Origin of the sequence: Methylobacterium sp. Leaf123 (assembly GCF_001423405.1) — a bacterium.
Classification (GTDB): domain Bacteria; phylum Pseudomonadota; class Alphaproteobacteria; order Rhizobiales; family Beijerinckiaceae; genus Methylobacterium.
The window spans coordinates 166,444-192,531 of the sequence record NZ_LMNS01000038.1; the positions used below are offsets into that span (position 1 = coordinate 166,444).

The 26,088-nt window shown below is 68.4% G+C and carries 24 protein-coding genes; 16 read left to right on the top strand and 8 right to left on the bottom strand.

What is annotated here, in order from left to right; all coding sequences use genetic code 11:
- Window positions 1–52: 52 nt before the first annotated feature.
- The 3 genes from ASF53_RS20410 to ASF53_RS20420 all read right to left on the bottom strand — a co-directional run bounded on the left by ASF53_RS20410 (window position 53) and on the right by ASF53_RS20420 (window position 2,378).
- Window positions 53–1,033, bottom strand: a complete 981-nt coding sequence (locus ASF53_RS20410; protein ID WP_082482877.1) for a molybdopterin-dependent oxidoreductase — start codon at window positions 1,031–1,033, stop codon at window positions 53–55.
- Window positions 1,030–1,902: a cytochrome b/b6 domain-containing protein gene (locus ASF53_RS20415; protein ID WP_056202971.1), complete on the bottom strand. Its 873-nt coding sequence runs from the start codon at window positions 1,900–1,902 to the stop codon at window positions 1,030–1,032. Before ASF53_RS20415 ends, ASF53_RS20410 begins: the two co-directional genes overlap by 4 nt.
- Before the next feature lie 164 nt (window positions 1,903–2,066).
- Window positions 2,067–2,378, bottom strand: a complete 312-nt coding sequence (locus tag ASF53_RS20420) for a hypothetical protein (RefSeq protein ID WP_056202974.1) — start codon at window positions 2,376–2,378, stop codon at window positions 2,067–2,069.
- 274 nt (window positions 2,379–2,652) lie between these two features.
- Here ASF53_RS20420 and ASF53_RS20425 point away from each other — a divergent pair, with 274 nt between their 5' ends.
- From ASF53_RS20425 to ASF53_RS20455, 7 genes are all read left to right on the top strand, one after another.
- Complete coding sequence (locus ASF53_RS20425; RefSeq protein WP_056202977.1) at window positions 2,653–3,600, top strand: aspartate carbamoyltransferase catalytic subunit; 948 nt, start codon at window positions 2,653–2,655, stop codon at window positions 3,598–3,600.
- Between the two features lie 5 nt (window positions 3,601–3,605).
- A complete protein-coding gene (locus tag ASF53_RS20430; RefSeq protein WP_056202981.1) occupies window positions 3,606–4,910 on the top strand; it encodes a dihydroorotase in 1,305 nt (434 codons plus the stop codon).
- Window positions 4,907–5,515 carry a glycerol-3-phosphate 1-O-acyltransferase PlsY gene (gene plsY, locus ASF53_RS20435; protein WP_056202984.1) on the top strand — a complete coding sequence of 203 codons (609 nt, stop codon included), beginning with the start codon at window positions 4,907–4,909 and terminating at the stop codon, window positions 5,513–5,515. The genes ASF53_RS20430 and plsY overlap by 4 nt, the downstream gene beginning before the upstream one ends.
- A 31-nt stretch (window positions 5,516–5,546) precedes the next feature.
- Entirely contained in the window at window positions 5,547–6,740 is a 1,194-nt protein-coding gene (gene dprA / locus ASF53_RS20440; protein ID WP_056202987.1) for a DNA-processing protein DprA, read from the top strand.
- Window positions 6,741–7,132: 392 nt separating this feature from the next.
- Window positions 7,133–7,966, top strand: coding sequence for an SGNH/GDSL hydrolase family protein (locus ASF53_RS20445; protein ID WP_056203859.1), 834 nt, complete (start codon window positions 7,133–7,135; stop codon window positions 7,964–7,966).
- On the top strand, window positions 7,963–9,114 hold the full coding sequence (locus ASF53_RS20450; protein ID WP_056202990.1) for a hypothetical protein: 1,152 nt from the start codon (window positions 7,963–7,965) through the stop codon (window positions 9,112–9,114). The genes ASF53_RS20445 and ASF53_RS20450 overlap by 4 nt, the downstream gene beginning before the upstream one ends.
- Before the next feature lie 82 nt (window positions 9,115–9,196).
- A complete protein-coding gene (locus ASF53_RS20455; RefSeq protein ID WP_056202994.1) occupies window positions 9,197–9,880 on the top strand; it encodes a DJ-1/PfpI family protein in 684 nt (227 codons plus the stop codon).
- 158 nt (window positions 9,881–10,038) lie between these two features.
- On the opposite strand, the gene ruvX is transcribed toward ASF53_RS20455, so the two are convergent.
- Together ruvX and ASF53_RS20465 are read right to left on the bottom strand one after the other, a co-directional pair.
- Window positions 10,039–10,563 carry a Holliday junction resolvase RuvX gene (gene ruvX / locus ASF53_RS20460; protein ID WP_056202998.1) on the bottom strand — a complete coding sequence of 175 codons (525 nt, stop codon included), beginning with the start codon at window positions 10,561–10,563 and terminating at the stop codon, window positions 10,039–10,041.
- Entirely contained in the window at window positions 10,560–11,138 is a 579-nt protein-coding gene (locus tag ASF53_RS20465; protein ID WP_056203001.1) for an SMI1/KNR4 family protein, read from the bottom strand. The genes ruvX and ASF53_RS20465 overlap by 4 nt, the downstream gene beginning before the upstream one ends.
- Before the next feature lie 217 nt (window positions 11,139–11,355).
- On the opposite strand from ASF53_RS20465, the gene ASF53_RS20470 reads away from it, so the two are divergent.
- The 6 genes from ASF53_RS20470 (at window position 11,356) to ASF53_RS20495 (ending at window position 14,540) form a co-directional block, all read left to right on the top strand.
- The gene (locus tag ASF53_RS20470) at window positions 11,356–11,487 is read left to right on the top strand and encodes a hypothetical protein (protein WP_286134582.1); all 132 of its coding nucleotides are present in this window, start codon (window positions 11,356–11,358) and stop codon (window positions 11,485–11,487) included.
- A gap of 157 nt (window positions 11,488–11,644) precedes the next feature.
- Entirely contained in the window at window positions 11,645–11,932 is a 288-nt protein-coding gene (gene gatC / locus ASF53_RS20475; protein ID WP_056203006.1) for an Asp-tRNA(Asn)/Glu-tRNA(Gln) amidotransferase subunit GatC, read from the top strand.
- 96 nt (window positions 11,933–12,028) lie between these two features.
- Complete coding sequence (gene gatA / locus ASF53_RS20480) at window positions 12,029–13,510, top strand: Asp-tRNA(Asn)/Glu-tRNA(Gln) amidotransferase subunit GatA (RefSeq protein WP_056203008.1); 1,482 nt, start codon at window positions 12,029–12,031, stop codon at window positions 13,508–13,510.
- On the top strand, window positions 13,507–13,818 hold the full coding sequence (locus tag ASF53_RS20485; RefSeq protein ID WP_056203861.1) for a hypothetical protein: 312 nt from the start codon (window positions 13,507–13,509) through the stop codon (window positions 13,816–13,818). Before gatA ends, ASF53_RS20485 begins: the two co-directional genes overlap by 4 nt.
- Window positions 13,819–13,895: 77 nt before the next feature.
- Entirely contained in the window at window positions 13,896–14,138 is a 243-nt protein-coding gene (locus ASF53_RS20490) for a type II toxin-antitoxin system RelE family toxin (RefSeq protein WP_056203864.1), read from the top strand.
- Window positions 14,139–14,153: 15 nt separating this feature from the next.
- Window positions 14,154–14,540, top strand: a complete 387-nt coding sequence (locus ASF53_RS20495) for a helix-turn-helix domain-containing protein (protein WP_056203013.1) — start codon at window positions 14,154–14,156, stop codon at window positions 14,538–14,540.
- Between the two features lie 49 nt (window positions 14,541–14,589).
- On the opposite strand, the gene ASF53_RS20500 is transcribed toward ASF53_RS20495, so the two are convergent.
- The 3 genes from ASF53_RS20500 to ASF53_RS20510 all read right to left on the bottom strand — a co-directional run bounded on the left by ASF53_RS20500 (window position 14,590) and on the right by ASF53_RS20510 (window position 19,975).
- The gene (locus tag ASF53_RS20500; RefSeq protein WP_056203015.1) at window positions 14,590–17,754 is read right to left on the bottom strand and encodes a multidrug efflux RND transporter permease subunit; all 3,165 of its coding nucleotides are present in this window, start codon (window positions 17,752–17,754) and stop codon (window positions 14,590–14,592) included.
- A gap of 78 nt (window positions 17,755–17,832) precedes the next feature.
- The gene (locus tag ASF53_RS20505; protein ID WP_056203018.1) at window positions 17,833–19,173 is read right to left on the bottom strand and encodes an efflux RND transporter periplasmic adaptor subunit; all 1,341 of its coding nucleotides are present in this window, start codon (window positions 19,171–19,173) and stop codon (window positions 17,833–17,835) included.
- A 433-nt stretch (window positions 19,174–19,606) separates the two neighbouring features.
- The gene (locus tag ASF53_RS20510; RefSeq protein ID WP_286134631.1) at window positions 19,607–19,975 is read right to left on the bottom strand and encodes a hypothetical protein; all 369 of its coding nucleotides are present in this window, start codon (window positions 19,973–19,975) and stop codon (window positions 19,607–19,609) included.
- A gap of 292 nt (window positions 19,976–20,267) precedes the next feature.
- On the opposite strand from ASF53_RS20510, the gene ASF53_RS20515 reads away from it, so the two are divergent.
- The 3 genes from ASF53_RS20515 to ASF53_RS20525 all read left to right on the top strand — a co-directional run bounded on the left by ASF53_RS20515 (window position 20,268) and on the right by ASF53_RS20525 (window position 26,061).
- Window positions 20,268–20,867 (top strand): L,D-transpeptidase, encoded by a 600-nt coding sequence (locus ASF53_RS20515; RefSeq protein WP_056203025.1) that lies wholly within the window; start codon window positions 20,268–20,270, stop codon window positions 20,865–20,867.
- Between the two features lie 879 nt (window positions 20,868–21,746).
- Window positions 21,747–22,865 carry an efflux RND transporter periplasmic adaptor subunit gene (locus ASF53_RS20520; protein WP_056203028.1) on the top strand — a complete coding sequence of 373 codons (1,119 nt, stop codon included), beginning with the start codon at window positions 21,747–21,749 and terminating at the stop codon, window positions 22,863–22,865.
- A 4-nt stretch (window positions 22,866–22,869) separates the two neighbouring features.
- Window positions 22,870–26,061, top strand: coding sequence for an efflux RND transporter permease subunit (locus ASF53_RS20525; protein ID WP_056203032.1), 3,192 nt, complete (start codon window positions 22,870–22,872; stop codon window positions 26,059–26,061).
- Window positions 26,062–26,088: the final 27 nt, after the last annotated feature.

Genomic DNA, 26,088 nt, shown 5'->3' on the forward strand with positions numbered 1-26,088 from the left:
GTGGGTGAGCCGCGCGGCGTTGTCAAATCGGGTGAACGTGCCGGACGTCGCCTTAAATCCCCGCGTACCACTCGTAGCCGCGGTCCTCCCAGTAGCCGCCCTTGCCGTCGCCGATGCCGTTCAGGCCCTCGGTCACCTCGATCCGCATGACGTATTTCGCCTGCTTGTAGCCGAGTTGGCGCTCAACCCGAAGGCGTAAGGGGGCGCCGTTCGAGACCGGCAGCGCCTTCCCGTTCAGGTCGTAGGCCAGGATCGTCTGCGGGTGGTAGGCGTCGGTGAGATCGATGCTCTCGTAATAGCGCACCGGCGTGCCCTGGCTCTCTTCGTCCTCAGGCTTCGGTGCCTCCGCGCCTGCGGCCTGCGAATCACTCGCCTGATTCTCGGCCCCCTCCAGTCGCGTCTCCATGCTGGGATTGGCGGTCTTTTCCGGCTCCGCCTCTTCCTCTTCCTCCTCGCCGCTCATGGCGTATTCCATCGTGTCGGCGCAGTGGAACACGGCGTAGCGGGCCTTCGGCTTCAAGCCGGCCCGCTGAAGCACCTCCGCGAGCGGCACACCGGTCCATTTGCCGATGGCGCTCCAGCCCTCGACGCAATCGTGCCGGGTCGTCTGCGTGCGGGCGGGGAGGGCTCTGAGGTCGGATAGGCTGAGATCCTGCGGCCGCTCGACGAGGCCATCGACGCGCAGCTTGAACCCGTCGAAGCTCTTGGCGGCGAGCGCCTTATACGCCCGGTCCGGCGGCTCGATCGTGCCGTTCGGCTTGAACCACGGCGAGATCTCCGAATCCGGAAATTCCTTGGCGAGCGAAGCCGGCGTCAGCAGCAGGCGCTGCACGAACAGGTTGGCATCCTCGCCCGCCTTCAGCGCGCGCTGCCCGGTCGGGCTTGCGGCGAAGCGGTCGCAGCCGCCGAGCGCCGAGACACCGAGCAGGCCGGCCGCTGCCGTAAGGAAACCGCGGCGGTGGGGCAGGGCGATCGACGCGGGGATCCGGAGACGGCGGGGCGTGAGGCGCGGGGTCATGAGACGGGGTGTCATGGGGTCTCTCCCGGACCGGCGGGAAGCTTCTTGCGCTCGATCACGAACCAGCCGGTGATCATGCTGCGCATGTTGTTGGCCACGCCCGAGAGCAGCACGAGCAGGACGTGGACGATCACGAACAGCACCAGCAGGTTCGTGACGATGAAGTGGATCGTGCGGGCGGATTGCCGGCCGCCGAACAGGTCGGGCAGGGGCACCACGGCGTTGACGCCCGGCGACATGGCGAGCCCCGTCAGCAGCATCAGCGGCAGCAGCACCGCCACCACGACGAGGTAGGAGAGCTTCTGCAGCACGTTGTAGCGCTTGGCTTCCTCACCCTCGGGAAAGTGCAGGGTCAGGTGCTCGCGAATCGAGGAGCCGAACCCGCGCATCTGGTCGCCGTCGGGGATCAGGCGGCGGCGCAACTGCCCCGTGCCGAGCCCGTAGAGGAGGTAGATCAGCCCGTTGAGGACGAAGGCCCAGGCGAACAGGAAGTGCCAGCGCCGTCCCGTGGCGAGATCCTGATGCGCCGGCAGGGTCGCCCAGGCGGGGAAGGCGCGCCCCGCTTGCTGGCCGTTGAGGTTCGACAGGCCGAGCACGCCCGTGGTCTCGAAGGTGTGGCCGGCCACATAGACGATGCCGCGAGGCGTGCCGTCGTCCCGCTGGTCGTCGGTGATGGCGACGAAGGGCTTATCGAAGGTCGAGGCCGCGCCCCAGTAGAGCGCCGGATGGGCGTTGAAGATCTGCAAGCCGCTCATCAGCAGAATGGCGAGGCAGACCACGTTGAGCCAGTGCGCCAGCCGGATCACCAGCGGATGGCGAAACATCCAGCGCCGCCGCACCGTCTCGACGATGTCCGGCCCCGAGAGCGTCGATCCTGCGGCCACGGTGCGGCTGTTCCTTCGTTGCAGCGACCTGCGCCGGGAGGATGGACCGCGCGGCGCGGGAAGACTGAGAAGCTTCGTTCGACACGAAAAAGCCCGCCCGGTCTAACCGGGCGGGCCGTTGGTCGCCTAGATGGCGACCCGGTCACACTCGGGTGACGGGGGGATCACATCCCGCCCGCACCGGACTCCATGCCGGAGCCGGAATTCATACGCTTGGAGCGCATCGTCTTCTTGCTCTTCATCGGCTTTTTCATCTTCTTGGAGCTGCGCTTCATCGGGCGCTGCTCCTGGCCCATGTCGTCGCCCATGGCGCCCTGCTGCATTTGGCCGCCCATCTGGCCACCCATTTGCCCGCCGGTCTGGCCCCCCATGCCGGGCTCCATGCCGCCCCGCTGCATGCCCTGAGCGTAGGCGCCGGACGAGAGAGCGAGACCGAGCGAGAGCGCACCGGCGGTCAGGAGAAGTCGCGTATTCATGAGCTACCTTTCGTTTCCGGGTAGGCCAGCGAATACCGGGACAGGCATTCGGCGCACTCAAACCCCAACAGATGTTGAGAAAACGGAAGCGAGGCCGGTTCGTTCAAATTTTTCTCGATCACGGGCTCGCGATGATCAGGAAAATCTCTCATCCGCGACCGGGAGAGACCGTTTTTCCTCAGGCCATCACCCACGCCGGCCCACCGAGCGCCCCCGCGCCTTGCCGGGCCCCGCCGAGACACCTATAGCGCGGGGCCGACGCCAGAACCGCCGCATGACCGCTCAGACCGCATCCGCCTTCCCGCACCGGCACCTGCTCGGCATCGAAGGCCTGAGCCGGCCGGACATCGAATCGCTGCTGGAGCGTGCCGACGCCGCCGTCGCCCTGTCGCGGCAGGTCGAGAAGAAGCGCACCGTCCTGCGCGGCCGCACGCAGATCAACCTGTTCTTCGAGCCCTCGACCCGCACGCAATCCTCGTTCGAACTCGCGGGCAAGCGCCTCGGCGCCGACGTGATGAACATGTCGGTCGCCTCGTCCTCGGTGAAGAAGGGCGAGACGCTGATCGACACGGCCGCGACGCTCAACGCGATGCGACCCGACATCATCGTGGTGCGCCACCACGCGGCGGGCGCGGTGCATCTGCTCGCTCGCAAGGTCGATTGCGCCGTGGTCAATGCCGGCGACGGCGCCCACGAGCACCCGACCCAGGCGCTGCTCGACGCGCTCACCATCCGCCGCAACAAGGGCGGCATCGAGGGCCTTCAGGTCGCGATCTGCGGCGACGTCCTGCATTCGCGGGTCGCGCGCTCCAACATCATCCTGCTTCAGGCGCTCGGCGCCCGGGTGCGGGTGATCGGCCCCTCGACGCTGCTGCCCACCGGCATCGAGCGCTTCGGCGTCGAAGTGTTCACCGACATGCGCGCCGGGCTGAAGGGCTGCGACATCGTGATGATGCTGCGCCTCCAGCGCGAGCGCATGAACGGCTCCTTCGTGCCGTCCGTGAAGGAGTATTTCCGCTATTACGGCCTCGACGGCGACAAGCTGGCGCTCGCCAAGCCCGGCGCCCTGGTGATGCATCCGGGGCCCATGAACCGCGGCGTCGAGATCGCCTCCGACATCGCCGACGGGGCGCAGTCGCTGATCCGCGAGCAGGTCGAGATGGGCGTCGCCGTGCGCATGGCCGTGCTGGAAGCGCTGGCGACCCACTTGCCGAACGGGTGACACCAATGAGCGCGCTCGTCCTCTCCAACGCCCACCTCCTCGATCCGGCCACCGGTCGTGAGGGCCCCGGCGCCGTGCTCGTGCGCGACGGGCGCATCGCCGATGTCGCCTGGGGTGCCGCCCCCGGCGCGCCGGAGGGCGCTCAAACAATCGATTGCGGCGGTCTCACCCTCGCGCCGGGCCTGATCGACCTGCGCGCCTTCGTCGGCGAGCCCGGTGCGGAGCATCGCGAGACCCTGGCCTCGGCGAGCGCGGCGGCGGCGGCCGGCGGCGTGACGACGCTGGTCTGCATGCCCGACACCAACCCCGTCATCGACGGGCCGGCCATCGTCGATTTCGTGCTGCGCCGCGCCCGCGACACCGCCTGCGTCAACGTGCTGCCGGCCGCCGCCATCACCAAGGGGCTGGCCGGCCGGGAGATGACCGAGTTCGGCCTGCTGGCGGAAGCCGGCGCCGTCGCCTTCACCGATGGGCTGAAAGCCGTCACCAATGCGCAGGTGATGCGCCGCGCGCTGACCTACGCCCGCGATTTCGGCGCGCTGCTGATGCAGCATGTCGAGGAGCCGGACCTCGTCGGCGAAGGCGTGATGAACGAGGGCGAGATGGCCTCCCGCCTCGGCCTGATCGGCATCCCCCGCGAGGCCGAGACGGTGATGCTGGAGCGCGACATCCGCCTCGTGCGCCTCACCGGCGCGCGCTACCACGCGGCGATGATTTCCTGCGCCGATTCCGTCGAGATCGTGCGGCGGGCCAAGGAGGCGGGGCTGCCCGTGACCTGTGGCGTCTCGGTCAACAACCTCGTGCTCAACGAGGGCGACATCGGCCACTACCGCACCTTCTGCAAGCTCTCGCCGCCCCTGCGCCGCGAGGACGACCGGCAGGCGGTGATCGCCGCGCTGAATGACGGCGTGATCGATGTCATCGTGTCCGACCACAATCCGCAGGATGTGGAAACCAAGCGCCTGCCGTTCGCCGAGGCCGCCGACGGGGCGCTCGGCATCGAGACGCTGCTCGGGGCCGCCTTACGCCTGCTCCATACCGGCGACGTGACGCTGCCAACGCTGCTGAAGGCGCTTTCCGCGAACCCGGCGAACCTGCTCGGCCGCGAGGCGGGGCGGCTCGAAAAGGGCGCACCCGCGGATCTCGTCCTGATCGATCCCGATCTGCCCTACCTGCTCGACAAGCGGCAACTGAAGTCGCGCTCCAAGAACTCGCCCTTCGACGAGGCCCGGCTCCAGGGCGCGGCGGTGCTGACGCTGGTCGGCGGCCGGGTCGTTTACCGCTCCGACCTCTCGGCCCTGGCCGCATGACCCCGCTTCTCGCGGCCGGCTGGCCTATCCTCATCGCCGCCCTCGTCATCGGCTACGCCTGCGGCGCGATCCCCTTCGGGCTGATCCTCACGAAATTCGCCGGCCTCGGCGACGTGCGGGCGATCGGCTCGGGCAATATCGGCGCGACCAACGTGCTGCGCACCGGCCGCAAGGGCCTCGCCGCTGCGACCCTTCTCTGCGACGCGCTCAAGGGCACCCTGCCGGTGCTCGCGGCAAGCCAGTGGGGCGAGGGGCCGGCTTTGGCCGCGGGCCTCGGGGCCTTCCTCGGGCATCTCTTCCCGGTCTGGCTCGGCTTCAAGGGCGGCAAGGGCGTGGCGACCTTCATCGGCGTGCTGCTGGCGCTGAGCCCGCTGACGCTGGCCGCCTTCGCCGCGATCTGGCTCGGGCTCGCCTTTGCCCTGAAATACTCCTCGCTTGCCGCCCTCGCGGCCTCGGCCGCCACGCCGCTCATCCTGTGGGCGCTGGGACACGGAGCGGTTGCAGCACTCTTCCTCGTGCTCGCAGCTTTGCTATGGTGGAAGCACGCACCCAACATCCGCCGCCTCGCCGCCGGCACCGAGGGGCGGATCGGGAAGAAGGGGTGAGCGCCGCCCCCTTCCGGACGGAGGGGGACCGATGCAGCTCACCGACGCGCAACGCCTCGATTGGCTGCGCCTGATCCGCACCGACGGCGTCGGCCCGCGCACCTTCCGCGGCCTGATCAACCGTTTCGGCAGCGCATCGGCCGCCCTCGACGCTCTGCCGGACCTGACGAAGCGGGCGGGCAAGCGCGCCGTGCCGCCCACGAAGGCCGAGGCCGAGCGTGAGATGGCGGCCGCCGCCCGCCTCGGCATCCGCTTCCTCGCCATGGGGGAGGCGGCCTACCCGAAGGCGCTGCACGCCACCGACACCGCGCCGCCGCTGATCGCCGTTCGCGGCGATCCGGCCACATTTCTCAAGCCTTCGGTGGCCATCGTCGGCTCGCGCAACGCCTCGACCGCGGGCCTCGCCTTCACCGAGCGGCTCGCGCGGGGTTTCGGCGAGGTCGGTCTCGTCGTGGTCTCAGGGCTTGCCCGCGGCATCGATGCCCGCGCCCACAAGGCCACGCTGGTCACCGGCACCGTCGCGGTCCTCGCGGGCGGTCAGGACCGGATCTATCCGGAAAACCATGCCAATCTCGTCGAGGAGATCGTCGGGGCGGGCGGGGCGGTGGTCGCCGAGATGCCGATGGGCTGGGTGCCGCGCGGGCGCGACTTTCCCCGCCGCAACCGCATCATCTCCGGCCTCAGCCTCGGCACCGTCGTCGTGGAGGCCGCCCGCCGCTCCGGCTCGCTCATCACCGCCCGCTTCGCGCTGGAACAGGGCCGCGAGGTCTTCGCGGTCCCCGGCTCGCCGCTCGATCCGCGGGCGGAGGGCACCAACGATCTGATCCGCCAGGGGGCGACTTTGGTCTCGGAGGTCGAGCATGTCCTGTCGGTGCTCGATCCGCTGATCGCCGGGGACGCGCCGCAAGCGGAGGGCCTGAACGACCGCTTCGAGAGCTGGGGCACGCCCGATTACTGGGACGAGATCGATTTCGACGGCCGAGCCGAGATCGCCTTGCCGCTGTTTCCCGCTGCGGCGGAGCCGGTCGAGGCGCCCCCTGAGCCTAGCGACGACCGCGCGCGGCTGATCGCGTGCCTCAGCCCGACGCCGGTCGGAACCGACGAGCTTTCCCGCTCGACCGGCCTGCCGGTTCGGATCGTGCAGACGACGCTGCTCGAACTCGAACTCGATGGCCAAATCGAGCGGCACGGCAGTGGGACGGTCTCCTTGGTTTCGCGGGCGTAACGCAGTCGATCCGGCGGGTGAAGGCCAATGGCGCCGGGACAGGGCGGCGCCGTTGCAATGCTCAGTCGCCGATTCCAGGAGATCTTGCCGGCGTTGCCGTGCCGCTGCGGCTCACGCCCATCGCCACGCCGAGAGAGAACGGGCGCCCGGCAGACATCGGCATCGCGTCGAACGGCTGCGTTCTATGACCAACAATTCTTTGATCCGAAGCTTGCGCTTAAGAGTCCATCAAACACTGCGCATTGTCGTCGGGGCGAATCACGATTATTGAGCCGCAATCCCATCTCGGTTCGGCTAGAAGAATCGATATCGGATTTTCCGCGAAGCCCCCCAGTCGAGGCGGCCCGCGGGCGGGGGCTCGAACGGTGGAACGGCTTCTTCGTCAGGCTCGGATACGGACGGCCCCGACGGGACGTCCGCGGCGTCTCCTCGGCGCGACGGCGCTGATTCTGGCCCTCACCCTCTCCTCGACGGCGGTGCTCGCCTACACCGACCTGCTGCCGCAACACCTCGATCTCGGCTTCGACCTCGATCTCGGCCTGTTCGAGGATGCGACCCCGACCGGCCTTCCGCATGTCGCCCAGAAGATCGCGCTGGGCGGGCCGCTGAGCATCGTCGCCTTCGGCTCCTCCTCGACGGAGGGGATCGGCGCCTCGACACCCGCCGCCGCCTATCCCGCCCGCCTCGAAGCCGGGCTGCGGCGCGCCCTGCCGCATCTCGGCAGCAAGATCACGGTCGCCAACCGCGGCATCGGCGGCGAGGCGGTGGACGACATGCTGGCCCGGCTCGACCGGGACGTGATCGCGCCCCGGCCCGATCTCGTGATCTGGCAGACCGGCAGCAACGACCCCCTGCGCGGCGTCTCCCTCGACCATTTCCGCGAGGCGACCGAGGCGGCGCTGGAGCGCATCCGCGCGGCCGAGATCGACGTGGTTCTGATGGAGCCGCAATGGTGCCCGACGCTCGACGCCACCCCCGGCGCCGACCGGTTCCGCGACGCGGTGCGCACCCTCGGCGCCGATCTCGGCGTCCCGGTGATCCGCCGCTCCGACCTGATGCGCGACTGGATCGGGCAGGGGCGGCTGACCCGAACCGAATTGTTCGCCAGCGACGGCCTGCACATGGCCGATGGCGGCTACGCCCTGCTCGCCGAGGCCGCGCAGGACACGGTGCTCGACGGCGCCGAGGCGGCGCCGGTCGCCCTCGCCGAGACGGGGACCGATTGAGGCCATTCTCCGGGGCGGCCCCCATCGCCCGCGGGTTCGCGGTCGGCCTTGGGCTTGCGGCAGCGCCCGCCGGGGCGGTCGATCTGCGCCTGCTTCCCGAGAACCCGCGCTACGCCCGCAACCCGACCTGTGCGGACGTCACCGTGGTGGCGCCGGCCCGCCGGCCCGGCACGCATCCGCTCGACGACCGGATCAGCCCCAACCCGGCCCTGTCGCCGATGAGCCAGGGCGACAGCGCGATCTGCTTTGCCTACGCCACCGCGGACATGATCTCGCAGCGCGTCGGTACCACCGTCTCGGCGCTGGATGTCGCCACCCGCTACTACTTCGCCGACCCGTCAGGCCTCGAACGGAGCCGGGATCGCGCCTTGCGGAACTACCTGCGCCGGCATCCCGACCTTGCGGAAGAGATCGCCGAGAGCCGCAACGACACCGAGGCGAGCCGCGAGCGCAACCCCGGCCGCAAGCCGTATTTCGACAAGCTGGAGGACGGGCAGGAGGAGGCGGCGACCCTCCTCTATAACCTCGGCGGCCTATGCACGGACCGCGATCTGCCCTCCTTCGACGGCTACGGCCAGCACGCGCGCACCTTCGGTGCCCTGCGCTGGCGCAGCCGCGTCGCCGCCCCCAAAATCTCGTGGCGCAGCGTCGGCGGGACGGTGCCGCGGTTGCGCGATCCGGCGACCGACGCCTTCAACGCCGGCTGGATCGCCCATGTCGAGCGGCGCTGCCGCCGCAAACCCCTGCCGGTGCCGCTGATCCCGGTTTCGGATTCGATCGCCGACAACCAGCTCGACTTCATGGACAAGGCCGCCCGCAGCGAGCCCGGCCTCAAGGCCGGCACAGACCGGCTGATGGGGATGATCGACTACGCCCTCGACCGGGGCCGCCTGCCGGTGGTGGGCTATTCCTGGTACGTGCTGGAAGAGCGCCTGCCGAAGGATCCGGACCTCGCCGCCGACCATTCGAGCCCGATCATCGCCCGGCGCAAGGCGGGCGGGCGCTGCCAGTACCACCTTCAGGACAATACCGGCGAGTACTGCGCCCGGATGCGGCCGGGCATCCGCGAACGCTGCGACCTTGGCCGGGTCTGGCTCGACGAGGACGAGCTGCGCGCCTCGCTCTACAGCGTGATCTATCTGCGGTAGCCTTCTGTTCCTGCATCGTTTTTCCGAAAACCGGCGGCCTCGGGACGATGCTGTTAGTTTTTCGAGCGGAGAATTCGGGACCATGACGATCGAGATCGGCTTCCTCGTCTTTCCCCAGGTGCAGCAGCTCGACCTGACCGGGCCCTACGAGGTGCTGGCCATGGTGCCGGGCGCCCGCGTCCATCTCGTCGCCAAGGCGTTGGGGCCGGTCGCGAGCGCCACCGGCCTCGTGCTGACGCCCACGCTCACCTTCGCCGATTGCCCGGCCCTCGACGTGATCTGCGTGCCCGGCGGCACGGGGGTGAACCCGCTGCTGGAGGATGCCGAGACCCTCGACTTCCTGCGCCGTCAGGCGGCGAGGGCACGCTATGTCACCTCCGTCTGCACCGGTGCCCTGGTGCTCGGCGCGGCCGGACTTCTGCGAGGCAAGCGGGCCACCACGCACTGGGCGGCGCATGACCTGCTCGCGGCCTTCGGAGCAATCCCGACACAGGGACGCGTGGTGCGCGACGGCAACCTGATTACCGGCGGCGGCGTGACCGCGGGCATCGATTTCGGCCTGACGCTTGCCGCCGAACTGGCCGACGCGGCGACCGCGAAGGCGATCCAGCTCCACCAGGAATACGCCCCGGCTCCGCCCTTCGATGCCGGCCGCCCCGAAAGTGCCGGCCCCGAAATTCTCGCGGCGGCCCGCGAGCGGCTGTCGGCGACGCGCCGGGAGCGGGAGGTTATCGTGGCGCGGGTGACGGGTGCCGAAAGGCGGTGATCCCACCGACCACCTCATCCTGAGGCGCCGGCCTCATCGGGCTTCGACGGATCTTCCGGTGACCGCGCGATCCCTGGAGCACCCTTCGAGGCCGCCGCTTCGCTTCGGCACCTCAGGGTGAGGGAGGGGATCGGGCCAAGCCGCGCCTTTGCCTTCCCTCACTCGCGCTCTTGCGACCAATGGCGGTCCCTTGCGTCGTCCGCGTCCTCCCTCCCTCCCAGAAGCCCGCCCATGACGTCGAGGCAGCTTTGCAGGATGTAGGCGGCGGCGAGCTTGTCCACGAGTTCACCACGCCGTGCCCGCGACGCGTCGGCTTCGAGCAATGTGCGGGTGACGGCGGCGGTGGAGAGGCGTTCGTCGAAGAACAGGACCGGAAGCGGCAGGAGCGGCTTGAGGTTGCGGGCAAAGCTCCGGCTCGACTGCGCCCTCGGCCCTTCGGAGCCGTCCATGTTGAGCGGCATGCCGATCACGAGGCCGCCGACGGCGTGGGTCGCGCAGAGCGTCACGATCCGCGCCACGTCGGGCGTGAACTTCACCCGCCGGATCGTCTCGAGCGGCGAGGCGATCTGCCGGCCGACATCGGACAGGGCGATGCCGATGGTCTTGGTGCCGAGGTCGAGCCCGATCAGGCGCGGCGCGCCGGCCGAGGCTTCGGCGAAGGCCGCCATCTCCTCCCGGTTCACGAATCCGTCGCTCCGAGCTGTTCCAGGGCCGCCGCGTCGTCGCCCGCGAAGGTCGCGGGCAGCGGGCCTTCCCCGTCGCCGAGGATGTGCAGGATCTCGAGGCCCTGAAGCCCGCGCAGGAAGGTGGGCAGGTCGGCACCGCCGAAATGCACCGTCTCCAGATCGGCGCACAGCACCCAGATGTCGTATTCGGGAAAGCCCGGCGTCACGTCGAAGAACAGGAAATCGCCCCGCTCGGTCTGCCCGAAGAAGCAGGCCCGCTCCATCAACCCGGCATCGGCATCACCCTCGATGGTGAAGCGGTGCGGCTCGTCGCTGTCCTCGTCGCGCAAGCCGTCGAGGGCGAGCGCCACGCCATGCGAGATCAGGTGCGCGCGCGAAGGGAGATCCGCCGCCTCCACCGGAACCGGGGTGAAGATGCGCAGATGCCCGCCGATCCGCCCGGCGCCGCAGCTCTGCGCGAAGTTGCGGTAGCTCTGGGGGAGGGGAAAGCCGAGTTCCGCCTCAGCGCGGGCGAGATCCGCCTCGGTGGAGGTCAGCCCCGGACGCAGTTCCCGGAAGACGCTGTCCCACATGCTTCGTCCTCGCCGCAGCCTAGTAAGAAAGGGGCTTACGCCCGCCTGCGCGGACTTGTCCACCGCGCAGATTAACCATGGCGGGCAGTCCTCCCTCCCGGGATGGAGCGGAAAGCAAAAAGCGGTGTTAAGGTTTCGTTAACGACGCCGGAACCGCCCCGTGCCCCTCACGACGCCGCCGACGACCCCTCCCGCCTCTGCCCGATCCGGTCGCCTCATGCGGCGGCACATGCTGATGCTGGCGCTTGCCGTGGAGATCCTCTGCGTCGGGGCCTACAACGCCGACCGCTACCGCCGCCCCGGAATCACCGTGGACATGCCGGTGACGCGGGGCCACGTCATCGTCTGAGCCGCCGGTTCGATCGGGGATTACAGGCTCTGTGACACTCTCCGCCATCGGCGCGGCCCGGAGCGTTGCTCCTGCGCGAAGGCGGGTGCTATAGCCCGGCGGATCCCGGCGCGAGGTCGTTACCCGCGCTCACGGCAGGCGAGGCGACACGGGCGGCATGTCGGTCGACGAGACAACGGTACGGCGCATCGCGCATCTGGCCCGCATCGCGGTGACCGACGAGGACGTCGGCCCGCTGAAGGGGGAGCTCAACGCGATCCTCGCCTTCGTCGAGCAACTCGGCGCGGTGGATGTGGAGGGCGTCGAGCCGATGACCTCCGTCACCCCGATGCGCATGAAGAAGCGCGCCGACGTGGTGACCGATGGCGGCCGGGCGAGCGACGTGGTCGCCAACGCCCCCGAGACCGAGGACAATTATTTTCTCGTGCCGAAGGTCGTCGAGTAGTCCCCTCGGACGCGACGGAGCGGCTTTTCTGCCACCCGCGCGACGCCACGCGCCCGCGGGATCGGTGCGGATACCTGGCAGACACTTGGAACGGGCATGACGGCACTCAACGAACTCACCCTGGCCGAGGCTCGCGACGGGCTGAAGGCCAAAGACTTCTCGGCCCGCGAGATCGCGCAGGCGCATCTCGACGCCATCGACAAGGCGCAGGCGCTCAACGCCTACATCGTCGCGACGCCCGACCGGGCGCTGAAGATGGCGGAGGTCTCGGACCAGAAGATCGCCAAGGGCGAGGCGCGGCCCCTCGAAGGCCTGCCGCTCGGCATCAAGGATCTGTTCGCGACGCAAGGCGTCCACACCACCGCCGGCTCCAAGATCCTCGAAGGGTTCGAGCCGCATTACGAGTCGAACGTCTCGTCCCAGCTCTGGCGCGACGGCGCGGTGATGCTGGGCAAGCTCAACCTCGATGAGTTCGCCATGGGCTCGTCCAACGAGACCAGCGCCTACGGCAAGACCATCTCCCCCTGGCGCCGCCAGGGCTCGGACGCGCCGCTCGTGCCCGGCGGCTCGTCGGGCGGCTCGGCGGCGGCGGTGGCTGCCCATCTGTGCCTCGGCGCCACCGCGACCGATACCGGCGGCTCGATCCGCCAGCCCGCCGCCTTCACCGGCACCGTCGGCATCAAGCCGACCTACGGGCGCTGCTCGCGCTGGGGCATCATCGCCTACGCCTCCTCCCTCGATCAGGCAGGCCCGATCGCCCGCACGGTGCAGGATTGCGCGATCCTGCTCGGCTCCATGGCCGGCCACGACCCGCGCGACACGACCTCGGTCGATATGCCGGTGCCCGATTTCGAGGCCGCCATCTCGCGTGGCGTGAAGGGCCTCACCATCGGCATTCCGAAGGAGTACCGGGTCGAGGGCATGCCCGCCGAGATCCAGCGGCTCTGGGATCAGGGCGCGGACTGGCTGAGGGAGGCCGGCGCGACGATCAAGGAAATCTCGCTGCCGCACACGCAATACGCACTGCCGGCCTACTACATCGTGGCGCCGGCCGAGGCCTCCTCGAACCTCGCCCGCTACGACGGCGTCCGCTACGGCCTGCGCGTGCCGGGCAAGGACATCGCCGGGATGTACGAGAACACCCGCGCCGCCGGCTTCGGCCGCGAGGTGAAGCGGCGCATCATGATCGGCACCTACGTGCTCTCGGCGGGCTATTACGACGCCTATTACGTCCGGGCCCAGAAGATCCGCACGCTGATCAAGCGCGATTTCGAGGCGGCCTACGCCTCCGGCGTCGATGCGATCCTCACGCCCGCAACCCCGTCGGCCGCCTTCGGCATCGGCGAGATGGCGAGCGCCGACCCGGTCGAGATGTACCTCAACGACGTGTTCACGGTGACGGTGAACATGGCGGGCCTGCCCGGCATCGCGGTGCCGGCCGGCCTCGACGCGCAGGGGCTGCCGCTCGGCCTCCAGCTCATCGGGCGTCCCTTCGACGAGGAGACGCTGTTTGCCGCCGCGCAGACCATCGAGAATGCGGCCGGTCGGATCAGCCTGCCGAAGGCGTGGTGGGCGTGAACGCCGCCCCCATCGTCCCGGTCTATTCGTTCTCGGTCTGGATCCTCGCCGGGTTCGACCCGCTCCTGATCCTGATCGCCGTGTTCCTCGGCTGGAAGGCGGATCAGTTCGGCAAGGTCTTCATCGCGGCCATCGCCGCTTTGGGGGTCTCGGTGCTGTTCGCGTGGCTCGTCACGCGGATCGGCCTGCCCTGGCCGGCCCCCGTGGCCGCCGACCTGCCGACATTCTTTCCAGTACGGACGGTTTCGGCGTTTCTCTGGGCGGTGGCCGGATATGGTGCGCGGCGGGTGTTCGACCGGCGGCACTGATCGCCACGCCCGTACTTTACGGTTGCATCAGCTGAGCGACTCTGCACTCTTGCGTGCATGCTTGCGACGCCGATGCCGTGAAGACGCTTCTCTACACAGCCGCCGCCCTGAAAAGCCTCACCAAACTCCCCAAATCCGTGCAGGCTGACATCCTGGCGAAGCTGGAACGCTATGCGGCAACCGGATCGGGTTCGACGAAGTCCCTCGTCGGCCGGCCCGGCGTGCGGTTGCGGATCGGTGATTACCGCGCGGTCTTTACCGAGACCGCCGACACAATCTCGGTCTTTGCGATCGGTGACCGACGTGACATCTACACCTGAGAGGGTGCAGCAGCCATGAAGCCGCAAATCATCAGAACGGAAACGGGCGAGGAACTCGTCGTGCTGACGCGACGAGAGTACGATGCCCTTCTCGCCACCATCGACGGCGAAGATGCCGAGGATCGCGACACGGCACGGCTCACGGACGCGTACCTGATCGAGGAAGCAGCCGGGCAACCTGCTGCGATACCGCACTGGTTCGTGAAACTCGTGGTCGAACACGGCTCGCCCGTCGCGGCCGCCCGCGCTCACGGCGGCGGCACGCAGGCCGATCTCTCGAAAGCCACCGGCATCCCGCAAGACGCCATCATCCGGTTCGAGCGAGCGGAAGCCGATCCGGACGACGGGCAACGGCAGCGCATCGCAACCTACACCGGTGTCGCGCCGGATTGGCTTGGCTGAACCGGATTATGAGCGGGCACGGTTCCAACCGCGCCCGCTCCTGCGCTTGCTACTCCGCCGGCACCGAATGCCCGTGAGGAGCCGGAGCGGGCACCGCCTCGGCATTCTCGCCCGCGGCGACGTCCTTGCGCCGGAACAGGCGCATCACCACCACGAAGAACACCGGCACGAAGAACACCGCGAGCACGGTGGCCGAGATCATGCCGCCCATCACGCCGCTGCCGATCGCCTGCTGGCTCTTCGAGGAGGCACCGGTCGCGATGGCGAGCGGCACCACGCCGAAGATGAAGGCGAGCGAGGTCATCACGATCGGGCGGAAGCGGAGCGTCGCCGCCTGGATCGTCGCCTGGACGATGTTGGTGCCGGGCTTCCACAGATCCTTGGCAAACTCCACGATCAGGATCGCGTTCTTGGCCGAGAGGCCGATGATCGTGATGAGCCCGATCTTGAAGTAGACGTCGTTGGGCATGCCGCGCAGATACACCGCCGCCACCGAGCCGATGACGCCGAGCGGAATCACGAGCAGCACCGAGATCGGGATCGACCAGCTCTCGTAGAGCGCGGCCAGACACAGGAACACGATCAGCACCGAGAGCGCCAGCAGCAGCGAGGCCTGCGAGCCCGCCTCCTTCTCCTGGAGCGACTGGCCGGTCCAGGCGTAGCCGAAGCCCTTCGGCAGGAAGGTCATCAGCCGCTCCATCTCCTTGATGGTGTCGCCGGAGGTGTAGCCGGGGGCCGGATCGCCGGTGATGCGCACCGACTGGTAGCCGTTGAAGCCGATGATCTGGGCCGGGCCGACGCCCCATTTCAGGTCGGCGAAGGAGGACATCGGCACCATCGTCCCCTGCGCGTTCTTGACCGAGTAGTTGAGCAGGTCCGATGCGTGCAGGCGTTGGAGATCCTCGGACTGCACGATCACGCGCTGCATCTTGCCGCGATTCGGGAAGTCGTTGACGTAGACCGAGCCGAGATTGACCTGGATCGTGTTGTTGATGTCCTCGAAATCGACGCCGAGGGCGGCCGCCTTCTCGCGGTCGATGATGAGTTCGGCCTCCGGCGCGGGCGGCAGGCCCTCGACATAGACCTTCGTGAGCACGGGGCTCTTGCGGGCGAGCGAGAGCAGTTGCTCCTGCGCCGCCATCAGCGCCGAGTAGCCCTTCTGCGCCCGGTCCTGCAGGCGGAACGAGAAACCCGAGGCGTTGCCGAGATTGTCGATCGGCGGCGGCTCCAGCGCCTGGATCACCGCATCCTTGTAGCCCCCGAGCGCCTTGTTGGTGCCCTCGACCAGCCGCGCCGCGGAGTTCTCCACGTCGCGCTCGTCCCAGGGCTTGAGCGTCACGAAGGCCTGGCTCGTCATCTGGCCCTGGCCGGAGAACGAGAAGCCGTTGATGACGGTGACCGTCGCCACGCCCGGCTGGGCGAGGAGATGATCCTCGACCCGCTTCACCGCGGCCTCGGTGCGGTTGAAGGAGGAGCCCGGCGGGGTCTGGATATCGACGGTGAAGAAGCCCTGATCCTCGAGCGGCAGGAAGCCCTCGGGCAGGCGCATGAAGGCGTAGGCCACGCCCGCCACCAGCACAAGATAGATCAGCATCACCCGGCCGGACTTCCGGATGAACCATGCCACGCCGCGGCCGTATCGGGCGGTCTCGCGGTCGACGAACCGGTTGAACCATCCGAACACGCCGCCCTTGGCGTGGCCGTGCCCCTTCTCGATCGGCTTCAGCATCGTGGCGCAGAGCGCCGGGGTCAGCGAGAGGGCAAGCAGGGCCGAGAAGGCGATGGAGGTCACCATCGCGATCGAGAACTGCCGGTAGATGATGCCGACCGAGCCGGGGAAGAACGCCATCGGGATGAACACGGCGATCAGCACCAGGGTGATGCCGATGATCGCCCCCGTGATCTGGCTCATCGCCTTCCGAGTCGCCTCCTTCGGGGGCAGCCCTTCCTCGTTCATGATGCGCTCGACGTTCTCGACGACGACGATGGCGTCGTCGACGAGGATGCCGATGGCCAGCACCATGCCGAACATGGTCAGCACGTTCACGGAGAAGCCCGCGAGCAGCATGACGGTGCAGGTGCCGAACAGGGCGATCGGCACGACGATGGTCGGGATGAGGGTGTAGCGGATGTTCTGGAGGAACACGAACATCACGATGAAGACCAGCACCACCGCCTCGACCAGCGTGTGCAGCACCTTCTCGATCGAGGCGTCGACCGCGGGCGTAATGTCGTAGGGGATGTCCCACTTCACCGTGTCGGGGAAGAACTGCGACAGCTCGACCATCTTGGCGCGGATCGCCTTGGCGGTCTCGATGGCGTTGCCGTCGGGCGCCAGCGTCACGGAGATGCCCGCCGCCGGGCCGCCGTTGAGGCGGGTGGTGAACTTGTAGTCGTCGCCGCCGAGTTCGATCCGGGCGACGTCGCGCAGGCGCACGTTGGAGCCATCGGGGTTCGCCCGCAGCACGATGGCGCCGAACGCCTCCGGCTCGGTCATCTGCCCCTTGACGATGATCGGGAAGTTGACGGCGTGGCGTTCAGGCGACGGCTGCGCGCCGACCGCGCCGGAGGCGATCTGCACGTTCTGCCGGCCGATCGCCTTGGTCACGTCGGCGGCGTTGAGGGAGAGGCCGCGCAGCTTGTCCGGGTCGATCCAGATCCGCAGCGCCCGCTCGGTCGAGTAGAGGGTCGCGCGGCCGACGCCGGGGATGCGGCGGATCTCGTTGATCACGTTGCGGATCAGGAAGTCGCCCAACCCCACCTCGTCGGTCTTCCCATCGGTGGAGACCAGCGTGATGATGTTCAGCGTCGCGGCCGAGGCTTCCTCCACGAGGATGCCCTGTTGGCGCACTTCGGCCGGCAGGCGCGCCTCGACGCGCTTCAGGCGGTTCTGCACCTCGACGCCGGCATAGCCGGGATCGGTGCCGGGCTGGAAGCTCGCGGTGATCTCGACCACGCCGAACGAGTCGGAGGCGGATTCGAAGCTCAGGATGTTGGCCGCGCCGTTGAGCTCGTCCTCGATGAGGCGCGTCGTGCCGGTGTAGAGATTCTCCACCGAGGCGCCGGGATAGGAGGTCGAGAGCGCGATCGCAGGGGGCGCGATGATCGGGTACTGGGCGATCGGCAGTTGCGGGATCGAGAGCGCGCCGCCCAGCAGAATGAAGAGGGCGACGACCCAGGCGAAGACCGGCCGGTCGATGAAGAAGCGAGCCATGAGGCGCGTTGATGTCCTATGCCATCGGGCCGGCGGGGCGTCGGGACGCCCGCCGGCCGCGCGATGCTTGAAAAGAAATCAGTCGGCGAACTGGGCGACGGGCTGGGCGACCGGATCGGCCTTGGACGAACTCTTCTCGTTCGTCTCTTTGCCGCTCGTCTCTCGGCCGTCGGTGTCGTGACTGTCGGTGTCGATCGGCTTGCCCTCGTCGGCGGAAGCCTCCGTCTTCCACGGGACGGTCTTCACTTGGATGCCCGCGGAGATCTTCTGGAAGCCTTCGACGACGACCTTCTCGCCGCCCTCCAGGCCCTCGCGGATCAGCCAGTTGCCGCCGACCACGGGGCCGACCTCGACCGGCTGAAGCATGACCTTGCCGTCGGCCTTGACCACCCAGACCTCGGGCTTGCCGTCGCTGGTGCGCTGGATCGCCTGCTGCGGCACGGCGATGGCGTCCGAGTCGATGCCCTGCTTGATCCGGGCGCGGACATACATTCCGGGAAACAGCTCGTTGTGCGGGTTGGGGAACTGCACCCGCAGCGTCACCTGACCCGTGCTCGGGTCGGCGGTGACGTCGGAGAACAGCAGGCGCCCGGCCGAGCCGTAGAGCGTGCCGTCATCCATGATGAGGTGGACGTTGGCGGTGTCGGCGGCGAGCTTGGCGAGTTCGCCCGAGGCGATGTCGCGGCGCAGCTTGTTCAGCTCGCCCACCGATTGGGTGATGTCGACATAGATCGGGTCGAGCTGCTGGATCGTGGCGAGCACGCCTGTGATGCCGGACTCGATCAAGGTGCCTTCGGTGAGCAGCGCCCGGCCGATGCGGCCGGAGATCGGCGCGCGCACGTCGGTCCAGGACAGGTTGAGCCGCGCCCGGTCGCGGGCCGCCTTGGCGCCGGCGACTTCGGCCTCGGCCTGCTTCTTGGCGGCGAACGCCGTGTCGTACTGCGCCTGGCTCGCGGTGTTGCGGGCGAGCAGGGTCTCGAGGCGGTCGGCCTGCTGGTTGGCCAGCACCAGGGCGGCCTCGCGGTTGGCCAGCGTCGCCTCGGCGCTCGCGAGGTCCACCTGATAGGGGGCCGGGTCGATCTTGTAGAGGACGTCGCCCTCGTTGACGTGGCTGCCCTGCTCGAACAGGCGCCGGATCACCAGACCCGAGACGCGGGAGCGCACCTCGGCGATGCGCATCGGCGCGACGCGGCCGGGCAGGTCGCGGACGTAGGGGATCGGTTGCGGACGCACGCTGACGACGCTGACCTCGGGCGGCGGCAGGGGCACAGGCGCGGCCGCCTTCTGCTCGTTGCAGGCCGAGACGGCGACGAGGACGGCACCGACGAGAAGAGAGGCCGGCAGGGACCAGCGGGAGCGGCGGCTTCCGGCCTTGGCGGGGCCGGGGCTGCTGCCGGGCGACTGGGGAGACGGCGTCACGATGAGGTTACTCCTACGATGCTTTCGGCATTGGTTCTGACATCGTCCTTTTCCCGAAAGCCGGATGACCGGCGTTCGGGACGATGCGCTAATCTCTTGTTTTGGCATCGTCTTTTGCCGAAAGCCGACGGCCAGCATTCAGGACGATGCGTTGACGCGACCGGGATCTCCCGGACGAAGCACGTCACGGATGACGGGCGGCGACCGGATCGGCCGCACGCGCCGTTGCAATCACCGGGCCGCCGCGTCGATCGGAGATCGAAGGCCCAGGACGAGGATGCCGAAAGCATCGGGGATCGACTGTGCGGGACAGCCCAACGTGTTCGGAGTGCATCCTGCGGGCGAAGTTTGGCAATCCGACGACAGCGCGGATCAGCGCCACGCCATCGCTCAATCCCCTCGCAACGCCCGCACCATCGGGACGAGGCGCCGGTCAGACCCGGGGCGGACGCTCGGGCTGGCCGCGCTCGGCGGCGGCAGGATTCCGATCCGAGATCGGGCGCGGGAGGGACGATGCCGACGCGCGGTCGAGCCCCGGAATGATCGCGCTCATGCGCCCGAAGCTCGCCGCCTCGTCGAGATCGAGCACGGCATGGCCGATCCGCACGCCGGCGAGCGGGTCCGTGTCCGGGCGTTGCTCGAAGGTCACCACGCCGTGGGCCTGCGGGATCCCGCCGAGGGCCGAGCCATCGGCCGGCAGTCCGATGACGACGAGCAGGCTCAGCAGCCCGACGAGCATGGACAGGACGATGCGGGCCGGTCGGCCGGCATAGGCACGGCCTGTCGAGGCATGGCGAGTCATGATGATCACGATAGCATGATTGTGGTGGATGAAACGTTCCCGCGCAATCGACTGCGGCATTCTGGCAGATCCCCCGGGACGCCCCGCCGGCTTTTCATCCAGCCGAGCATGCCTGCGTGGTGAGCCGATGTGCCGGGCCGCACCGTGTTCCGGACGCGCCCGACGTTTCGGCGCGGGCGTTGCCGAGACCCCACACCCTTGCCTTCCTCCTGCCGTGACGGCCGGCCCTAAAGCGCTCGACCCGCCTGCTGCCGCCACCCGCGGCGCGGCCCCTTCGAGGAGGACACCCGTCTTGCCGACCCGATCCTGGCCGAACCGTTTCACGCTGCCGCGCCTGGCCGCAACGCTTGCCCTCGGTGGCGCCCTCGCGGCGGCGGCCCTCGTGCCGGCCCACGCCAACCCGCTCGACAGCGGGCCGCTGGCCGACTTCATCAACGTGTTCAAGACGCAGGCCATCCCACGCGACACGGTGGCCTATGCCGGCAAGGAGAAGCCCGGCACGATCGTGATCTCCACGAGCCAGCGCCGCCTCTACTACGTGCTCGGCGGCGGCGAGGCGATCCGCTACGGCGTCGGCGTCGGCCGGCGCGGCTTCTCGTGGTCGGGCACGAAGACGATCACGGGCAAGAAGGAATGGCCGGCCTGGCGCCCGCCGTCGCAGATGCTCGCCCGCCGCCCGGACCTGCCACGCTACATGGCCGGCGGCCAGGACAACCCGCTCGGCGCACGCGCGATGTATCTCGGCTCCTCGCTCTACCGCATCCACGGCTCCAACGAGCCGGAGACGATGGGCGCAGCAGTGTCGTCGGGCTGCATCCGCATGACCAACAAGGACGTGGTCGATCTCTACGACCGGGTGCGGGTTGGAACGAAGGTGATCGTGAAGGACTGACCGCGCGCATGCGGGCCATTTGTCCGCAGCAGCGTGCGATGTCTGCCGTGATCAAAGAATGACGCGGTGATCGCGGGCTTGGCCGCATGAGCCTCGAGCACCGTCGTATTCGACGGCGGGTCGAGGGGCCCATCGGCGTCGCCCTCAGGGTGTCGAACAGCACGCATATCTCCAAGAAAGAGGGGCCGACTATCCCTGTCGGCCCCTCTTTCTCCGAAATGACCGTCATTCAAGCCGGCTTATCGAACTGTCGGCGCTCATCGGTGAGACTGCACAGGCCTGTCCGCAGTGCCGCGGGTCTTCCTCCTCGCCCGTTTCCTGATCAACGGAGGCTGGAGCAAGGGCCGATCAGGTTCGGGCCATCTGCATCGTAGCCGGCGACTGCAAGAGAGTTGCGGCCCCCATCTGACTTGAAGCGCTTCAAGGTAGGCTGGATGTTGCTCCGGCGATCCGGGACGGTGCGGGCTACCTCAGCGCACAGGACAGCCTTGCTCGCGGTGAAGGCCACTTCGATCGCGTTGAAGTTGAGCGAGCGGGCCGACAGGTAAAGGGAGCCACGCCGACGGGCTCGCGTGGAAACCCTCGCCGCCTCAACCGGCTCGCACAGCGTTCACGCTTCGGAGTGAGAGCCTGCTGGGGGGCCAAGGTCGGTCGATCGGATCCTGTCGGCGGCCTGTTCCGGGCCCGAGATCATCGCGTGCAACTCATCGCAGGTGCCGCCTCCGGCTCGTGCCGACGCACGGCGACCTCCTGCTTCGCGCGCCCAATCGAGGAATGAAAGCCAATCCAGAGACCGGGCTGTCCTGTCCGATCAAGCAGCGCGCCGGGAAACTGTCACGGTGGAGCGTCGGCAGACGGGGAGCGCGGCAAGGGACGACCATGGACCGATTTTTCCCTCTGGTATGCGCCCTGTTTTTCGTTGTTGCACAGGGGCTGCCTGCCAAGGCCCAGCCGGCCGCACCCGCGGCGGTTCCGGTCGGGACAGTCAATGCCCAGCGCAAGGCCATCGACCAGACGCTCGATTTCGTCGGCCGTATCGAGGCGGTCGGTCGCGTCGAGGTCCGCGCGCGCGTCACGGGCTTTCTCGACGCCGTCCTGTTCAAGGAAGGCGAGCCGATCAAGGAAGGAAGCCCGCTCTATCGGATCGAGCCCGACCTCTTCCAAGCAGCGGTCAAGCAGGCCGAGGGCGCCCTGGAACGAACCAAGGCGGCATACACCCTTGCGGCCATCCAGTTGCAGCGGGCGCAAGACCTGCTCGATCGGAATTCCGGCACGGTCGTGGCCCGCGACCAGGCCCGCGCCGCCCTGGATCAGGCGAAGGGCGCCGTCATGGGCGACGAGGCGAGCCTCCAGACGGCGCGGATCAATCTCGGTTACACGCAGATCTTCGCGCCGATCTCCGGCCGAATCGGCCGCACCGGCGTCACGAAGGGCAATGTGGTCGGCCCCGATAGCGGCGTCCTGACCACCGTGGTCAGCCAGGATCCGATGTACCTCACCTTCCCGGTGAGCCAACGCGAGTTCCAGCGCTACGCTCAGAGCGGGGGACGCCCCGACCGCAGCAGGATCGCGGTGCGCATTCGCTTCTCGGACGGCTCGACCTATGGGGAGGTCGGCCAGATCAACTTCGTCAACGTCAGCGTCGATCGCGCCACCGACACGGTCGTGGTGCGGGCCACGATGCCGAACCCGGCGGGCGCGCTTCGCGACGGGCAGCTCGTGCGGGTCGATCTCCAGGCCGGAAAGCCGGAGCAGAAGGTCGTGATCCCGCAGGCGGCGCTCATTGCCGATCAGGGCGGCGTCTACGTGTTCGTCGTCGAAGACGGCCGGGCCGCGACACGACGCATCAAGCCGGAGCCCGGTGGCACCGGCCCGGACGCCGTCATCGCGGAGGGCCTGTCGGGCGGCGAACTCGTCATCGTCGATGGGCTGCAGCGTGTGCGGCCGGGGATCCTTGTTCAGGCCACCCCGGTCAGCCAGACGGCAAGCAGGATCTGAGCCGATGCTTTCCGCGATCTTCGTTGACCGCCCGCGGCTCGCAGTGGTCATCGCCATCGTCATCTCGATCGCGGGCGCGCTGGCTCTGCTGACCATCCCGGTCGCGCAGTATCCCGACATCGTGCCGCCCCAGGTCTCGGTCACGACGACCTATCCCGGCGCCGCTGCCGACGTCGTGGAGTCCACGGTCGCCCAGCCTATCGAGTCCCAAGTCGTGGGTGTCGATAAGATGCTCTACATGAAGAGCGTCAGCGGCAACGATGGCAGCTACACGCTCACCGGCTCGTTCGAGCTCGGAACCGATCCCGATATCAACGCCGTCAACGTCAACAACCGCGTTCAGATCGCCCTCGCCAAACTGCCCGAGGACGTCCGCAAGCAGGGCGTCACGGTCAAGAAAAAGTCCTCCGCGCTTCTTGGCGTGCTTGCCGTCTACTCGCCAAAGGCGACGCAGGACCCGCTCTTCATCTCCAACTACGTCACGATCAACCTGCTGGATCGCATCAAGAGCACGCCCGGCGTCGGCGACGCGACGCTGTGGGGACCGCAGGATTACGCCATGCGGGCCTGGGTGCGGACCGACCAGCTGACCGGTCTCAACCTGACCACCGGCGACGTCATCGGCGCGATCCAGAGTCAGAACGTCCAGGCGCCCGTGGGACGGATCGGCGCCCGCCCGATCTCGAACGAGCAACAGCTCCAGCTCAGCATCCAGACACAGGGACGCCTGACCTCGACGGACCAGTTTCGGAACATCGTGCTGCGCACGAACCCCGACGGTTCGGTGCTGCGCCTCGGTGACGTAGCCCGGATCGACCTCGGGGCGGCCAATCTCGACCGTGAAACGCGGCTGAACGGCAGCCCGGCGACCGTCATCGCGATCTACCAGTCGCCCGGCGCGAACGCTCTCTCGACCTTGAAAGAGGTCGAGAAGCGGGTTGGGGAGCTGGCGAAAGCCTTTCCCGAGGGCCTTGCCTGGAAGGTGACCTACGATCCAACCGCCTTCATCACCGAGACCGTCCACGAGGTCCAGAAGACCTTGGTCGAAGCCTTCGTGCTCGTCGTCATCGTGGTGTTCCTGTTCCTCGGCAGCCTCCGCGCGACGTTGATCCCGACGCTCGCCGTGCCGGTCAGCCTGATCGGCACCTTCATCGTCCTCAAGGCGGTCGGTTACTCGGCCAATTCCGTCTCGCTGCTCGCCCTCGTGCTGGCCATCGGAATCGTGGTCGACGACGCCATCGTGGTCGTCGAGAACGTCGAGCGCGTGATGGAGGAACACCCGGAACTGTCGCCTCGGGAGGCCACCAAGCAGGCCATGGCCGAGATCACGGCCCCGATCATCGCGATCACACTGGTCCTTCTCTCGGTCTTCGTGCCGGTGGCCTTCGTGCCGGGCATCTCGGGTGAACTCTTCCGCCAGTTCGCCGTCGCGGTGGCGGTCTCGATGTTCATCTCGGCCATCAACGCGCTGACCCTGTCGCCGGCCCTATGCGGCGTGCTGCTGCGGCCCCATCATGGTCCGCGCCGGGGCATCATGGGCGTCGTGATGCGCTCCATCGACCGCGTTCGCGACGGTTACGGTGCCGCCGTGGCCCGCATCGTGCGCTTCTCGATCCTCGGTCTCGTGCTGGCAGGCGCGGCGGCCTACGGCACGATCGAACTCGCCAAGCTCACCCCGACCGGCTTCCTGCCGGAGGACGACCAGGGCGCGTTCTTCGTCGTGGTGCAACTGCCCGAGGGCGCATCGGTCGGGCGGACCTCCGAGGTGGTGGCGCGGGCCGAGGAGATCCTGCGGCAGGAACATGCGGTCGCCGACACGACATCGGTGATCGGCCTGAACTTCATCGACAACTACTCTCAGGGCAACGCAGCCTTCCTCGTCGTGACTCTCAAGCCGTTCGAGGAGCGCAAGGGCGCCGCGGACGGGGCGGCGGCCCTGATCGCGCGCCTGGGCCAGCGGTTCCGGGAGGTCCCCGGAGGGACCGTCGTCCCGCTCGCGCCACCGCCGATCATCGGTCTCGGCACCGGCGGCGGCTTCAGTTACGTCCTGCAGGACCTGCGCGGCGGCGATCCGAAGGAGCTTGCCCAAGTCCTGCGCGGCCTGGTCGTGGCGGCGAACGAGGATCCGAAGCTCAACCGAGTCTTCAGCACCTTCTCGGCGACGAACCCCTCGGTGTTTCTCGATATCGACCGCGACAAGGCCCAGATTCTCGGGGTGCCCCTGAGCGCCGTGTTCCAAGCGCTGCAAGCTTCGCTCGGCGGCTACTATGTCAACGACATCAACCTGTTCGGCCGCACGTGGCAGGTTCAGGTTCAGGCGGAGGCCGCGGACCGGGCCAAGATCGACGACATCTACCGGATCAACGTGCGCAACAAGGACGGCGAGATGGTGCCGTTGCGCTCGCTCGCGGAGGTCCGGATCGTCGTGGGGCCGCCCGCGCTGATCCGCTACAACAACCTTCGCGCCGTCACGATCCAGGGCTCGCCCGCCCCGGGCGTCTCGTCCGGGCAGGCGCTCGCTGCCATGGACGGCGTTGCCGGCCGGACCCTGCCGGCGGGCTTCGGCGGCGAGTGGACCGACACGGCATTCCAGGAGAAGCGGGCAGAGGGCAAGACGGCCATTATCCTGGGCTTCGCGGTCCTGTTCGCGTTCCTGTTCCTGGTCGCGCTCTACGAAAGCTGGACCATCCCCATCCCGGTGCTGTTGTCGGTCACGGTCGGGATCGTCGGGGCTTACGCGGCCATGGTTTGGGGCCAGCTCACCCTCGATCTCTACGCGCAGATCGGCATGATCGTGCTCATCGGCTTGGCGGCCAAGAACGGCATCCTGATCGTCGAATTCGCCAAGGAGCAGCGGGACAAGGGCATTCCCCTGCAGGTGGCGGCCACAGAGGGCGCACGCCTGCGCTTTCGCCCGGTGATGATGACCTCTTTCGCCTTCATCTTGGGCCTGCTCCCGCTCGTGATCGCCGCCGGCGCGTCGCAACTCGCCCGGCGCAATGTCGGAACGCCGGTCTTCGGCGGCATGATCGCCGCCTCGTTCCTCGGCATCTTCGTGATCCCGCCTCTCTACGTCCTGTTCCAAGACCTGCGCGAGCGGGCTTGGCGGCTCGTCGGTGGGAAGGGGGCCAAACAGCGGGCGGAACCGCGGGCTGACGCCACAAGCGGCGTGCCAAAGCGCCTGCCGGCCGAGTGAGCCGGCCGACGCCGTCCAGGCGGAGAG